At 32.6% G+C, this 15,183-nt stretch carries 13 protein-coding genes; 6 read left to right on the top strand and 7 right to left on the bottom strand.

Annotated features, from left to right (window positions below; genetic code table 11):
* Nucleotides 1–72: 72 nt before the first annotated feature.
* The 7 genes from AAC053_RS11305 to AAC053_RS11335 all read right to left on the bottom strand — a co-directional run bounded on the left by AAC053_RS11305 (nucleotide 73) and on the right by AAC053_RS11335 (nucleotide 6,998).
* Nucleotides 73–819: a YebC/PmpR family DNA-binding transcriptional regulator gene (locus tag AAC053_RS11305; protein ID WP_339756520.1), complete on the bottom strand. Its 747-nt coding sequence runs from the start codon at nucleotides 817–819 to the stop codon at nucleotides 73–75.
* Nucleotides 820–940: 121 nt separating this feature from the next.
* Nucleotides 941–1,969 carry a hypothetical protein gene (locus AAC053_RS11310; protein ID WP_339756524.1) on the bottom strand — a complete coding sequence of 343 codons (1,029 nt, stop codon included), beginning with the start codon at nucleotides 1,967–1,969 and terminating at the stop codon, nucleotides 941–943.
* A 13-nt stretch (nucleotides 1,970–1,982) separates the two neighbouring features.
* Nucleotides 1,983–4,025, bottom strand: coding sequence for a S41 family peptidase (locus AAC053_RS11315; protein WP_339756527.1), 2,043 nt, complete (start codon nucleotides 4,023–4,025; stop codon nucleotides 1,983–1,985).
* A gap of 20 nt (nucleotides 4,026–4,045) precedes the next feature.
* Nucleotides 4,046–4,333 (bottom strand): 4a-hydroxytetrahydrobiopterin dehydratase, encoded by a 288-nt coding sequence (locus AAC053_RS11320; RefSeq protein WP_339756529.1) that lies wholly within the window; start codon nucleotides 4,331–4,333, stop codon nucleotides 4,046–4,048.
* 54 nt (nucleotides 4,334–4,387) lie between these two features.
* Nucleotides 4,388–5,218 (bottom strand): sugar nucleotide-binding protein, encoded by an 831-nt coding sequence (locus AAC053_RS11325; RefSeq protein WP_339756531.1) that lies wholly within the window; start codon nucleotides 5,216–5,218, stop codon nucleotides 4,388–4,390.
* A 27-nt stretch (nucleotides 5,219–5,245) separates the two neighbouring features.
* The gene (gene gcvT, locus AAC053_RS11330) at nucleotides 5,246–6,325 is read right to left on the bottom strand and encodes a glycine cleavage system aminomethyltransferase GcvT (protein WP_339756533.1); all 1,080 of its coding nucleotides are present in this window, start codon (nucleotides 6,323–6,325) and stop codon (nucleotides 5,246–5,248) included.
* A 187-nt stretch (nucleotides 6,326–6,512) separates the two neighbouring features.
* Nucleotides 6,513–6,998 (bottom strand): hypothetical protein, encoded by a 486-nt coding sequence (locus AAC053_RS11335; RefSeq protein ID WP_339756535.1) that lies wholly within the window; start codon nucleotides 6,996–6,998, stop codon nucleotides 6,513–6,515.
* Nucleotides 6,999–7,104: 106 nt separating this feature from the next.
* Here AAC053_RS11335 and AAC053_RS11340 point away from each other — a divergent pair, with 106 nt between their 5' ends.
* The 6 genes from AAC053_RS11340 to AAC053_RS11365 all read left to right on the top strand — a co-directional run bounded on the left by AAC053_RS11340 (nucleotide 7,105) and on the right by AAC053_RS11365 (nucleotide 15,073).
* Nucleotides 7,105–10,032 carry an FAD-linked oxidase C-terminal domain-containing protein gene (locus AAC053_RS11340; RefSeq protein ID WP_339756538.1) on the top strand — a complete coding sequence of 976 codons (2,928 nt, stop codon included), beginning with the start codon at nucleotides 7,105–7,107 and terminating at the stop codon, nucleotides 10,030–10,032.
* A 29-nt stretch (nucleotides 10,033–10,061) separates the two neighbouring features.
* Nucleotides 10,062–11,132, top strand: coding sequence for a chorismate synthase (aroC, locus tag AAC053_RS11345; protein WP_339756540.1), 1,071 nt, complete (start codon nucleotides 10,062–10,064; stop codon nucleotides 11,130–11,132).
* 126 nt (nucleotides 11,133–11,258) lie between these two features.
* On the top strand, nucleotides 11,259–12,584 hold the full coding sequence (locus AAC053_RS11350; protein WP_339756542.1) for a dicarboxylate/amino acid:cation symporter: 1,326 nt from the start codon (nucleotides 11,259–11,261) through the stop codon (nucleotides 12,582–12,584).
* A gap of 4 nt (nucleotides 12,585–12,588) precedes the next feature.
* Nucleotides 12,589–13,410: a sulfurtransferase gene (locus AAC053_RS11355; protein WP_339756545.1), complete on the top strand. Its 822-nt coding sequence runs from the start codon at nucleotides 12,589–12,591 to the stop codon at nucleotides 13,408–13,410.
* A gap of 1 nt (nucleotide 13,411) precedes the next feature.
* Nucleotides 13,412–13,744 (top strand): hypothetical protein, encoded by a 333-nt coding sequence (locus tag AAC053_RS11360; protein ID WP_339756547.1) that lies wholly within the window; start codon nucleotides 13,412–13,414, stop codon nucleotides 13,742–13,744.
* 132 nt (nucleotides 13,745–13,876) lie between these two features.
* Nucleotides 13,877–15,073 carry an IS256 family transposase gene (locus AAC053_RS11365; protein ID WP_339756550.1) on the top strand — a complete coding sequence of 399 codons (1,197 nt, stop codon included), beginning with the start codon at nucleotides 13,877–13,879 and terminating at the stop codon, nucleotides 15,071–15,073.
* Nucleotides 15,074–15,183: the final 110 nt, after the last annotated feature.

Consider the following 15,183-nt stretch of genomic DNA (forward strand, 5'->3'; position numbering starts at 1 on the left):
CAATATTTGGCATATTGTTGTGCTCTAAAGGTTGAAGTGTTATGGTCATTTTATGATAAAATTTAAATTAAGTTATTCTGTACTTTCTTCCATTGTATGGTAAACATTCTGCACATCATCATCTTCTTCAAGCTTTTCTAGTAGTTTTTCAACATCTTCTGCTTGCTCTACCGTTACAGCTTTAGTTACTTGTGGAATACGCTCAAAACCAGAAGAAATAATTTCAATTTTATGCACTTCTAAATAGGATTGTATATTACCAAAACTTTCAAATGGAGCATAAATCATTACGCTAGTTTCCTCATTTCCGTTTTCATCTTCATCTGTATCTTCAAAAATTTCTTCGACACCAAAATCAATAAGTTCTAATTCTAATTCTTCTAAATCCATGTCATCACCTTTAATTTTAAAATTACAAGTATGATCGAACATAAAAACTACTGAGCCAGATGTGCCTAAACTACCATCTGTTTTATTAAAGTAAGAGCGAACGTTAGCCACAGTACGTGTGTTATTATCTGTTGCTGTTTCTACAAGTACAGCAATACCATGTTGCGCATAACCTTCAAAGATGACTTCTTTATAATCACCTTGACCTTTTTCACTTGCTTTTTTAATAGCACGCTCTACATTAGCCTTTGGCATATTTACAGCCTTTGCATTTTGTATCACAGCACGTAAGCGTGAGTTACTATCGGGATCTGGACCACCTTCTTTAACTGCCATTACTATGTCTTTACCTATACGTGTAAAGGCTTTACTCATAGCAGACCATCGTTTCATTTTCCTTGCTTTTCTAAATTCGAAAGCTCTTCCCATCTAAAATTTATTTTTAGTTCTCATACAAATGAGAAACGGTTTAATTTATATATATTATTGTTACAAATGTATTTAATGCGTCTAAAGTCTAATTTATTAACACTCAGCAAATTTAAAAAATCTATTTATCGTTTGGAATGTGTTTTCCTAAAAATTTTTGATTACTATTATTTAGCGTATTAATAACAAACTCACGTCTTTTATTAAGATCTGTGTTAGTTTTATTGTATTGCTTAACTCCTTTATTAAAATTGTTTACTAACGTATTATAACCATCAATTTGGGTTTTAGTTCGTTTACGTTCGGGTGTTTTTTCTAATGTAAGTTGCGTTTGTTCTAAATCGGTTTTAGATACCAGAAAATCTATTAGTACTGGTATTTTATTTTCTGCCTCATCAATAAAAAAATCAAAAGCCTTTTTTGTTGCATTTGCTATAGATTTATCATTTTTGTAATGCGCTTCAGCCTTAAGTATATTAAGACCTTCTTTGGCACTTTCGCTCAGCGCATTTGCATTTTGTTGTATCGCATTTACATCGTTACTGTTTAAAGCATCCATAAGATAAATTTCATTGATGAAAACTTTAAAGTAAATAAGATACATTTTTTTATAATAAGTGAATACTTCATTAGAAATAGTCATTTTTTTACTTAAATCAGTTTCACTTTCTATGATATTAATATTGTGCTTATTAGCAAATGCATAATAATTAACTTCGTACTCTTCTTGGATTTCTTCCATCTTCTTATCTGCTAATTCTTGCGCCAACATATAAGCCTCCATTGCATCGTAGGATTGTTCTGCAACAGCTTTCATATCAATAATTTTTGCGTACTCATCATTTAGTAAATTTTTATTAAAGTGTAAACGCTTTAATAGCTGGTTTTTAAACTCATTACCATCATAGCCTGGTGCATTTCTAATTTTACTTATGGCTTTATCGAGTGTTTTTAGAAGGCTTTTTCTTTTATTCTGAACATTTCTATCACTCTTACTATGTGCTATTGCCTTGGTGTATCTCCACATTTTTTTGGTGATATCTTCTTGCTGCTCACTAACAAATTCTAAATAGTCTAAAGCTTTCTCAAAGTTTTGTGCAGATAAAGAAATAGTAAATAAAAAAAGAACAATAGTAATAAACTGTTTCATAAGTGGTGTAGTGTTATAGTTTAATGATATCATTGATAATAAAATAGGCTTCTTGTATATAAGGATCTTTAGTTAATTTTTTTCTGTGTTGAGAATTCATGAATTTATCATCTTCATTATATTCTAAAATAGTGTTTGTAGATGCTGTATTATTCACAATAAATTGATTAGAATTTTGTTCTAAATTGTGTAAATAATTTTTCCAAGCAAAATTGTAAGCGTTAGTGTAACTATAGATATAATCTAGTGTTAGTGGATAGCTTCCTATACGATTAATATAATCCTTTACGAAAATACGATTAAATACCTTAATACCTTCAAAGGTAGAACTAGTTTCTACACGTTTTTTACTATCCATTTTTATAGCATTTATATCTTTTTTTTGTTTTGCGTTATGCTTTAATGTGACTTCTGTAATGCTATTTGAAAGTGCAAAAGGTTTAAAAGATTCTTGCGTTTTATAACCATCATAAATATTTGGCAAACTAATATCTGGCTCAATGCCATTTTGTTGATGACTTTGCCCTGTAACTCTAAAAAACTGACCAACAGTTAACTTTATGAAATTTGAAGTTTTTGTAGCTTGTATTGGCATAATTATTTGAGAAGTCGCTTTACCATGAGTTGTAGACCCAACGACTATGGCTCTATTATAGTCTTGGATGGCTCCTGCAAAAAATTCTGAAGCTGATGCGCTAAATTGATTAACCAAAACTACAATTGGTTTTGTAAAAATAGTACCTCTATTTGGGTCTCTTATGGTATAGTTTTCCTTGTTTTTATTTTTAGAAATAGCTACAGGACCACGATCTATAAACATGCCAGATAAATCTGTAGCTTCTTTCATGGATCCACCACCATTAAATCTAAGATCTAAAATTAGACCTTGTATGTTTTCGCGTTGTAGCTTATAAATTTGTTTGGCAACATCATTTGCAACACCTAGACCATTTATAGACTCTAAATCGGTGTAAAAACTTGGAATATTAATATATCCTACTTTCATTTTACCTTCAAAAAGATAGCCTATGATCGAATTATTTTCTATGTCTATAGTTGTTTTATTAAGCTTAATAGACTTTATCTCGCCGTTTTTCTTTTTAATTTTAAATGTTATTACATTAGTACTAGAATTATTAATAAAACTTAAAATCGTTTCATTAGATGTACAATAGGTTTCTATTGTTTCCATTATGCTTTCTAAAGACAGAATCACATCATTAACTTCAAAATCTCCCTGCCTAAAGGCAGAACTACCTGGTGCTATATTTGCTATAATTATATCACCATTCTTTTTCTTTTCTGTGCTTATACCAAACGATAATTGCGAATTAGTAACCGATTGTTCAAACAAATTCTTATCCGAAGCACTAAAATATGCCGAATTAGGATCTTGATATTTTAGAAAAGCATCTAAAAAAGCTACTTCTATAAGTTGTGTTATAGAGCCTTCGCTTTGCTCTAATTCATTTAATAAACAGATTTCATTATCTATAATTTTGTTCTTAAGCTCTTTTTCTAAGACCTTAAAATTTAATTTAATATTTTGAAGTATAGTGTCATTTTCAACAAGCTTACGCAGTATTTTATACCTTATCTTTTTGTTCCAGTAGCTCCTTATTTTTTCTTCATTCTTAAAATAGGAAAAATCCTTATCCGCTTTATAATAAATACTGTCTTTGCCAGAATAGTCTAATAATTGGTCTCGTAATGTTTCTAAAATAAGTTTAGAATTTGAAATGCGTTTCTCTAAAATTTTTGAATATTTAGTAATAAAAGCACAATTTTTATTTATAATATAATCATCTAGTTGGTATTTATCTTTTTTAAATGCGTTTACATCTTCTTGTGTAAAAAAACGTTTGTTGTCATCAATCTCATTAAGAAATAAACTAAAAACACTTTTAGACAAACTATCATTTAAAGATTTAGGCTGATAATGCGATTCTTTAACCATTTTATTTATGGCACCAAGCTCTGTACAAAAAGATGAATTTTGAGATGTACAGACCCAACATAAGCAGAAAAATATAATTGAGGTAATGCGTATAATCATTCAGATGGTTTTGATCTTCATTAGTCTTCAACTTCTACAATAGCTTCGATGGCTTCTGCTAAATTAAAATCTTTGTTGGTAACACCCTCTGCATCATGTGTAGAAAGAGATATTTTAAGAATGTTATAAACATTGCTCCAATTAGGATGATGGTTTTGTGCTTCGCATTCAAAAGCAATTCTACTCATGGCACTAAAACAATCCTTAAAATTATCGAATTCAAATTCGGCATGGATCGCATTCTCGTAATAATCCCAATCTGGGAAGTGAAGTAATTTTTTTTCTATTGTAGATTCATCTAATTTCATAAACATAAATATTGTTTAGCGGAAATTTAAGAAATTATAGACTGTGTGCCAAGCTTATTTTTGAAGTTCTTCTAAAACTTTTGTACTCGTAATTTGAAGGTGCTTGGGTAGCTTATTAAACTTAGGTAAAACGGCTAAATAACGATCTTCGTTAGTAGTAAATACGTGTTTTAAAAGCACTTTGCCTTCTGTTAAGTACGCTATAATATCTTTAATAAACTCATCGTGATGCACCAAATCCGTACTGCCTAAATGAAATATGCCATGCTTATTTCTATTAATGATGTAATGAATTTGCTGTGTTACTTTCTTATCTAATGTTATATTCATTATTAAATTAGGAAATACTTCTACAGCTTTTTTATCTGTAATGTGTTGCTTAATTTCTTGAATTCTTGGGCAATTAGCACCAAAAACCATAGGTAATCTTAAAACAGCAACTTGCTTTTTTGGTAGTCGCAAAAGCATGTTCTCTATTTTTATTTTAAAGTGCCCGTAAATACTCTGACTTAATGTTTTATCGAGTTCATAACTTGGGTATTTACTGTAGGCATCAAATGCGTTGGCAGAAGATAGAAATATAATTTTAGAGCCATATTCTAAGGCATATTCTGAGATGTGTTGATGTGCTATAGTTTGTGCATTAAAATCGCCACGTAATGCAGAGATAATAATTGAAGGTTTGAAAACTTCAAGAATTTCGTAAACATCATCTTTTTCTACACTATATTGAAAGAATTGTTTATTGCTTTCAAATTCTGGTTGTAGAGAACGATAGGTTCCGTATGTTTTAAAATAAGGCCCTAATTCTTTATAGATGGCATTACCTATGTAACCACTTGCTCCAAGTATAAGTATGCGATGTTTGTTTAAATCCTTCTTCATTAATCAATCCGTCACCAATTCAATATTTTATTTGTAGAAAGGTAATTTTATAACCGTTGCAGGAATCGCTTTTTTACGTACTTGTATGTGTATTTTACTATCTACTTTAGAAAACACTTTTGGTACGTAGCCTAAACCAATACCAATACCTAAACTAGGACTCATAGTACCTGAGGTAACAATGCCAATTGCTTTTCCGCTATTATCTACAATATCATAACCTTGACGAGGAATGCCGCGTTCATCTAATTTAAACGCTACTAATTTGCGTTCTGGTGTACGCTCTTTCTCGGCTTTAAGTGCCTCACTATTGGTAAAATTCTTGTTAAATTTACAAACCCAACCTAAACCAGCTTCAATAGGAGAGGTAGTGTCATCAATATCATTTCCGTATAAACAATAACCCATTTCTAAGCGCAATGTATCTCTTGCTGCTAAACCAATAGGTCTAATGCCATAATCAGCACCAGCTTCTAGTACTTTATCCCAAACCTGTTTAACTTCAGTGTTTTTACAGTAGATTTCAAATCCACCACTACCAGTATAACCAGTTGCCGAAATAATAACATGTTCAATGCCAGCAAAATCACCAACAACAAAATTGTAGAATTTAATTTCAGATAAATCATAACTAGATAACGATTGCATCGCTTCAACCGCTTTTGGACCTTGAATTGCTAGCAAAGAATAGTTTTCGCTTAAATCTCGCATATTAGCACCAACATCATTTTTAGACGAAATCCAGTTCCAGTCTTTTTCAATATTACTTGCGTTAACAACTAATAAATAAGTCTCTTCTTCTACTTGGTAGATAATTAAATCATCTACAACACCACCATCATCATTAGGCAAACAACTGTATTGTGCTTTCCCTATCTCTAATTTAGAGGCATCGTTACTCGATACTTTTTGTATTAACTCTAAAGCTTTCGGGCCTTCAATTAAAAATTCACCCATGTGAGAGACATCAAAAACACCAATAGCGTTTCTCACAGTTTCGTGTTCTATATTAATACCCTCGTATTGTACAGGCATATTATAACCAGCAAATGGAACCATTTTAGCACCTAGCGCTGTGTGAGTAGAGGATAATGCAGTGTCTTTCATAAGTTTTTGCCTGCCAAAGCAGGTGATTAATTAATTAAACAATTTTAAGATGCTGTAAAATTACGTAAATTTTATGGCTTACACTTTAGGATAAAAGCATAAAAAAACACCATGTCTAAGGTGGTGTTTTGTGTGATTTTACCCGTTGTGAGTTTTTGATGCACAACGGGTAAAATTATTATTAAGATTAGAACTGATATCTAATACTTAAAGCAATGTCAAAATCTAAATCGTCGTTAAAATCCCCAAAGCCAATTTCTGGTCTAAAGTCTAAGGATAATAACAATGGGATATCAAAACCATACTCAATACCAACATCACCAGCTACAAACACGAAAGTCTCACTGTCGTCAAAACCATTAGGAACATTATCAAAGCTATAAGAGCCAATTCCTCCACCTGCACCAGCATACCAGTTAAAACTTCCGTCTAACTCCCAAACCCATTGGTATAGCCCTGTTAATTTAAAACCATCATAACTTTTTCCGCTTCTCCAGCCCAAATCTACTTCTAATCTATTATTGTCTCCCAAGGCACGTTGGTAAGATACTTCTGTGCCAAAACCATCACTGTCACCTAGTCTAAGACCAATAGCGTTATCTGCTATTTCTTGCGCGTTTAAAAATACTAACCCTGTAAAAATCGCGATTGTTGTTAAAATTAATTTCTTCATTGTATTACGTTTTTTTATTGATTTCAATAAACTTTACAAAAATAACGCCAAAAGCAGTTTTATATTAGATTTCTTTATAGTTTTATAAACATATTTTTACAATTTAATGAGTCATCAAAAAGCATTAGCAAATTTAAAAGCCAAATTAAAAGGAGAGCTTTACTTCGATGATTTAATGCGAAAGATTTATGCAACAGACGCTTCGGTTTATAGAAAATTACCGCTTGCTGTTGCTTTGCCAAAAGATGTTTTAGATTTAAAACGTTTAATTGAGTTTGCAAAAGTTAATAAGACGTCTTTAATACCAAGAACTGCTGGTACATCCTTGGCAGGTCAGTGTGTAGGAGATGGCATTGTGGTCGATGTTTCTAAATACTTTACAAGGATTTTAGATGTTAATGAAACCAATAGAACGGTTACTGTTCAACCTGGTGTAGTAAGAGATGAGCTAAATAATTATCTAAAACCATTTGGGTTGTTTTTTGGGCCAAACACATCCACTTCTAATCGTTGTATGATTGGAGGAATGGTTGGTAATAATTCTTCTGGGACAACATCAATTAAATATGGAGTGACAAGAGATAAAATTTTAAGTTTGAAAACTTTGTTGAGTGATGGAAGCGAGGCTGAATTTTCTAATATATCAAATGAGGAATTTCAGCAAAAGTTAAGATTAGAAAATCTTGAAGGTCAAATCTATAATATGATTTATAATGAATTGAAACCTGAAAGTATTCAAAAACAAATACACAATAACTTTCCAAAACCAGAAATACATCGAAGAAATACAGGCTATGCCATCGATGAATTGATTAAATCTAAAGTTTTTTCAAGTTCAACTTCAGAGTTTAATATGTGTCAGCTTTTAGCAGGTAGCGAAGGGACATTAGCATTTACAACAGAAATAATATTGCAATTAGATAAATTGCCACCAATAGAAAGTGCCATGATTGCATTGCATTTTAAAAGTATTGCAAAATGTATGAAAGCAGTTAATCCATTAATGCAACACAATTTGCATACCTGCGAAATGATGGATGATACTATTTTAAACCTCACGAAGCATAACAAAACCCAACAAGAGAATAGACAATTTATAGAAGGTAATCCTGCTGCCATTTTAATGTGCGAATTAAAAGCTGAAACTATTGAAGAACTAAAAAATAAAATTGAGACATTTTTAATAAGTGTCAATAACTTAGATCTTAGTTATGCTGCACCAGTTTTAAAAGGAGGTGATATTAATAAAACACTAGAATTACGTAAAGCAGGACTAGGCTTACTAGGAAATATTATTGGCGATAAAAAAGCAGTGGCTTGTATTGAAGATACTGCAGTAGCCTTAGAAGATTTAGACGCATATATTTCTGAATTTACTACTTTGATGACCTCTTACAAACAGAACGCTGTGTATTATGCACATGCAGGCGCAGGAGAGTTGCATCTTAGACCATTACTAGATTTAAAGCAATCTGAAGATGTTGTTTTATTCAGAAAAATAACAACAGATGTTGCTAAATTGGTTAAAAAATATAGAGGATCAATGTCTGGAGAACATGGTGACGGTATTGTTAGAGCAGAGTTTATTCCGATGATGATTGGTGATGCTAATTATCAAATTTTAAAACGGATTAAGTCTGCTTTCGATCCTGCGAATATTTTTAATCCAGGAAAGATTGTTGACGCTTTTCCTATGGATAAAAATTTCCGATACGAAACAGATAGGCAAGAACCACAGATTGAGACATTGTTTGATTTCTCTGCATCTGAAGGCATTCTGCGCGAAGCTGAGAAATGTAATGGATCTGGTGATTGTAGAAAATTACCAGAATTTGGTGGTACAATGTGTCCGAGTTATAGAGCTACTCGTAACGAAAAAGATACAACACGTGCAAGAGCAAATGCTTTACGCGATTATTTAACCAATTCAGACAAAGCTAATAAGTTTAATCACGAAGAGCTCAAAGATGTATTTGATTTATGTTTAAGCTGTAAGGCTTGTGCTAGTGAATGTCCAAGTAGTGTTGATGTTGCTAGTTTAAAGGCTGAATTTCAATACCAATATCAAAAAGCTAATGGACTTAAGTTTAAGAATAAGTTTTTTGCGAATTCAACTAAGTATAATAAGATAGCATCGAGATCACCAGCTTTTTATAATAGTTTGTTCAAAGGAAAGTTTACATCTCGATTAATTAGATTATTTCTTGGAATTCATCCTAATAGAAGCTTTCCAAATATTACTAAATCATATACAAGTTATGCTAACTTTTCCGATAGGTTAGATGAAAATGATTACACACCAACTCCTGTAAAAAAAGTATACTTATTTATTGATGAATTTACAAATTATCTAGAATCTAACATCGCTACAGACCTTGAAATTTTACTTGAATCATTAAACTATAAAGTTGTCTATATCAACCACTTAGAGAGTGGAAGAAGTTTTATATCTAAAGGCTTTTTAGAAGAAGCAAAAGATTTAGCAAATAAGAATATTTCAATTTTTAAAGATTTAATTTCAGAGGAAACACCCTTAATTGGTATTGAACCTTCAGCTATTCTAACCTTTAAAGATGAATACATAAAATTGGCTGATGATATCGAGTCTGCGAAATCTATTGCTAAGCATACCTTTTTAGTTGAAGAATTCATTCAACAAGAAATTGAATTGGGCAATATTACTTCAGATCAATTTACAAAAGAGCCTAAATCTATAAAGTTCCATGGACATTGTCATCAAAAGGCATTAGCAAATCAAAAGTCGAGTTTTGATATATTAAATCTTCCAGAAAATTATAAAGTCACTATTATTCCAAGTGGTTGTTGTGGCATGGCAGGAAGTTTTGGCTATGAAAAAGAACATTATGAAGTGAGTATGCAAATTGGAGAACAGACCCTTTTTTCAGCTGTTAGAAAAGCCTCGGAAGATACTATTATAGCAGCAAATGGGACAAGTTGCAGACATCAAATAAAAGATGGTACAGGAAGAGTAGCTATGCACCCAATAACTATTTTAAAGGAATCTTTGTTGTAAATTATTTTTAATACGATTACATTAGCAGAATGGCAGGAAATACCTTCGGAAAATTATTTAAACTCACCACTTTTGGTGAATCTCATGGTGTTGCCATTGGTGGAATTATAGATGGTTGTCCATCAGGACTACAACTCGATTTTGAAGCTATACAGCACGAAATGGAACGTCGTAAACCAGGACAATCTAAAATTGTAACCCAACGTAAAGAACCAGATACTGTAGAATTTTATTCGGGTATTTTTGAAGGTGTTACAACTGGAACACCAATAGGGTTTGCTATTTATAACATCAATCAAAAATCTAATGATTATTCTCATATAAAAGATGTCTATCGTCCTAGTCATGCCGATTACACTTACGATAAGAAGTATGGAGTAAGAGACTATAGAGGTGGAGGACGCAGTTCTGCACGTGAAACAGCATCTCGTGTGGTTGCAGGTGCTATTGCAAAACAGTTATTAGCATCTATTAAGATTAATGCATTTACTTCTTCAGTAGGTGATATTTTTATTGATAAACCCTACCAAAACTTGGATTTTAGCAAAATTGAATCTAATGCTATTCGTTGTCCTGACAAAGCTACAGCTAAAAAAATGATTACTAAAGTACAGGAAATTAAAAAACAAGGAGATACAATTGGTGGTACCATTACATGTGTAATAGAGAATGTACCTGTTGGATTGGGTGAGCCTGTTTTTGATAAACTACATGCGGAACTCGGAAAAGCCATGTTATCCATTAATGCCGTAAAAGGTTTTGAATATGGAAGTGGTTTTTGCGGTGCAAAAATGAAAGGTAGTGAGCATAACGATTTGTTTAATGAAGATGGGAGTACAAAAACCAATTTATCTGGTGGAGTACAAGGTGGGATCTCTAACGGAATGGATATTTACTTTAGAGTCGCTTTTAAACCCGTTGCTACAGTGATACAAAAACAAGATGCTTTAGATAGCTCTGGTAACATTGTTAAAATGCATGGAAAAGGAAGACATGATCCTTGTGTGGTTCCAAGAGCAGTACCAATTGTTGAGGCAATGGCTGCATTGGTTATTGCAGACAATATACTTTTACGACGACAAGAGTCTCGAGAATGGTAACAAAATTCCTGTGAAAGCAGGAATCTTTTTATAGATAAACTATAAAACATATCTGATGAGTCATTGACTTGATAGAAAACACTAATAACTAATAATTAGATTCCTGCTTTCGCAGGAATAAAGCTTATGAAAAAATTAGAACTGCATTGGAAGATTTTAATTGGTATGGTACTTGGTTTGGTATTCGGGTTTGTGATGTTACAAATCGATGGAGGAAAGGGATTTGTTTCTGACTGGATAAAACCATTAGGTGCCATCTTTGTAAAACTTTTAAAGTTAATTGCAATCCCTTTAATATTAGCGTCTTTAATTAAAGGAATATCAGATCTTAAAGATATTTCTAAGTTTAAAAATATTGGATTAAAAACCATAGGTATTTACATTATTACAACAGTAATTGCCATTTCTATTGGTTTGGCATTGGTTAATGTTTTTGAGCCAGGTAATGGCGTCTCAGAAGAAACTATTGCTAAACTAACAGAAACCTATTCAGAAAATAGTAGTGTAAAAGCTAAAATTGCTGAAGCCTCTAAGCAAATGGGTTCTGGTCCATTACAGTTCTTAGAAGATATGGTTCCTGATAATGCGTTTTCTGCTTTAAGTAACAATAAATTAATGCTTCAGGTTATTTTCTTTGCTATATTTTTAGGTATTTCACTACTACTTATTGGTGAAAAAAGAGCAGCTCCATTAAAAGACGTTTTCGATTCTCTAAACGATGTGGTTTTAAAAATGGTAGACCTCATAATGTTATCAGCTCCTTATGCCGTTTTTGCATTATTGGCTAATGTTGTCGTGTCTTCAGATGATCCAGATATTCTATATGCTTTATTAAAATATGCAGGAGTTGTTGTATTAGGATTGGTTTTAATGATTGTCTTTTACACTATTCTTGTAGCTACAATTACAAAGAAGAATCCGTTTTGGTTTTTAAAAGAAATTAGTCCAGCACAATTATTAGCATTCTCAACTAGTAGTAGTGCCGCAACACTTCCTGTAACCATGGAACGTGTAGAAGAGCATATCGGAGTAGATAAAGAAGTATCGAGTTTTGTTTTGCCTGTTGGAGCTACAATAAATATGGATGGTACCAGCCTATATCAAGCTGTTGCTGCTGTTTTTATATTTCAAGCTTTAGGTTTAGATTTAACTTTTGCAGATCAAATCACCATTGTTCTTACGGCATTATTAGCGTCTATTGGTAGTGCCGCTGTTCCAGGAGCAGGTATGGTTATGCTCGTTATTGTTTTAGAATCTGTTGGACTTCCACCTGAACTATTACCTATAGGATTGGCTTTAATTTTCGCAGTAGATAGACCATTAGATATGTGTAGAACTGTAGTTAATGTTACAGGAGATGCAACCGTATCAATGATAGTTGCGAAATCCGTTGGTAAACTTGGCGAACCAAAAGTGAAGAATTGGGATGATAATTATGAGGCCGTAAAATAATATAATGATACCCATTAAAAATATTGAATCACCTTTAGTATCAGTAGAATGGCTAAATAATAATGCTGATGCTTCTAACTTAATTGTCTTAGACGCAACGATTAATAAGGTTATTAATGATTCTTCAATTAGAATACCTAAGGCTAGATTCTTTGATATAAAACAAAAATTTAGTGATGTATCCGCTCCCTTCCCAAGCACATTGCCTACCAAAGAACAATTTCAAAAAGAAGCCAAAGCGATAGAAATTAATGCAGATTCTATAATTGTAGTTTACGATGATAAAGGCATTTACTCTAGTGCCAGAGTTTGGTGGTTATTCAAAACCTTTGGTTTTAAGAATGTTGCCGTTTTAGATGGTGGCTTACCTGAATGGCAAAATCAAAATTTCGAAGTAGAAATCTATAAAAATGAAACCTATACTCAAGGTAATTTTGAAGCTGATTACCACCCAAGGTTAATGACAGATTTTGAAGGTATTAAAGCGTTTAGTAATAATTCTGAAGCTTTAATAATTGATGCACGATCCGAAAATCGTTTTAAATGTTTAGTTGATGAACCAAGAGCTGGATTAAGACGTGGTACCATTCCAAATTCAATAAATTTGCCATACACATCGCTATTAAATGGCTGTAAATTGAAGACAAAAGTAGAACTTTCAATACTCTTTAATAACTTAGTAAAAGATAAACCCAATGTTGTTTTTAGTTGCGGCTCAGGCATTACAGCCTGTGTTTTAGCGCTAGCAGCAACACTTTGTAATTTTAACAATCTTATAGTCTATGATGGCTCATGGACTGAATATGGAAGTTTAACGGATAATTAATATGAAAACAATCGACTGGACAAGAGACGAGCTCGTAGCATACATCTTATTGTTTGCTGCACATTCAGATTATAAAGAAGATAATCATGAGAGAAATGTAATTATCTCAAAAGTAGATATGAATACGTTTCAAGAGATACACGATGAGTTTGATAATGATAACGACTATCAAGGCATTCAAAAAATCATGACAAGTTTAGCGCAACATAATTATGATAAAGATGATATAGATATCTTATTTTCAGATATTAAAGCGTTGTTCTTTTCTGATGGTGATTTTGATATTACAGAACGAAACATGCTTCGATTTTTAGAAAAATTATTAAAGAATTAAGAGTCCAAATTTGAGTTTTATTTTAAAGCGTTTAAAATAAAATAGCACTATCTCATAAAGTGTGTAAGTTAAAAAAATAGCTTGGGTCCATGACCCAAGCTATTTTTTTTTAATTTTAAATATTTACACATTATGAACAAAGACGATTTATTTACCGATGATTTCCTAAAACAGTTTAAAACTGGAGAGGAACTAAGTGGTTTTTTAAAGCAACTTCAAAAGCGAGGCATCGAGAAGATGTTAGAAGGCGAGCTAGATGGCCATTTAGGCTATTCTAAACACGAAAAATCCTATAACAGTAATGCTCGAAATGGTTTTGCCAAAAAGAAAGTAAAGACAAGTTATGGCGAATCCGAGATTCAGGTTCCAAGAGATCGAGAAGCCACTTTTAACCCTATGCTCATACCCAAGCGCAAAAGTATTGTTGATGGCATTGAACATGTTATCGTATCGCTCTACGCCAAAGGCATGAGCAATAGCGACATTGAAGAGCAAATACGAGAGGTCTATAATTTTGATGTTTCCACAAGCACCATATCCAGAATAACCGATGCCATTACCAATGATATTGTAGCATGGCAAAACAGACCCTTAGAGCCTGTTTACCTTATTGTTTGGATGGATGGTATTGTGTTTAAAGTCCGAGAAAATTCTAAGGTCATCAACAAAACCATTTACATTGCAGTAGGTTTGCGTAGGGATGGTAAAAAAGAAGTTCTTGGTCTTTGGTTGGGCAAGAACGAGTCGGCAGCCTTTTGGATGAGCGTACTTACCGACATGAAAGCTCGTGGCGTGGAAGATCTGCTCATTACGGCAACCGACAACCTTAACGGCTTTACAGACACCATCAGAACCATATACCCTGAATCTAAAACACAAATCTGCGTGGTTCATCAAATCAGAAATGCTTGCAGATACGTGGTCTGGAAAGATAAAAAGGCATTTACAAGGGATATGAAAAGCATTTACAATGCACCCACTAAACAAGCCGCAGAAGCTGCCCTGAACGACTTTGCAAAAACCTGGGAAAGCAAGTATTCTTACGCTATTAAAAGCTGGAGGGACAATTGGGAAGAACTTACCGTATTCTTTGAATTCCCTTTAGAAATAAGGAAAATCATATATACCACTAACTTAATTGAAAACTTAAATGGTAAAATAAGAAAATATACCAAAAACAAATTATCATTCCCAACCGACGAGGCTGTGATGAAATCTGTATATTTGGCTGTAAGAGAAGCAACAAAAAAATGGTCTATGCCAATACGGAATTGGGGCATTGTCCTCAACCAGTTCTTAACAATCTATGAAAAAAGGGTCAGACTTTAAATAATAAAATCTAACCCAAGTTATTTTTAACTTACACAGTTTTTAGGATAGTGTCACATCTTACTTTATTCACAAAAAAAACCAGAACAAATGAATGTTCTGGTATAATG

It is taken from the genome of uncultured Winogradskyella sp., from assembly GCF_963975125.1.
In the GTDB taxonomy this organism is placed as follows: Bacteria; Bacteroidota; Bacteroidia; order Flavobacteriales; family Flavobacteriaceae; genus Winogradskyella.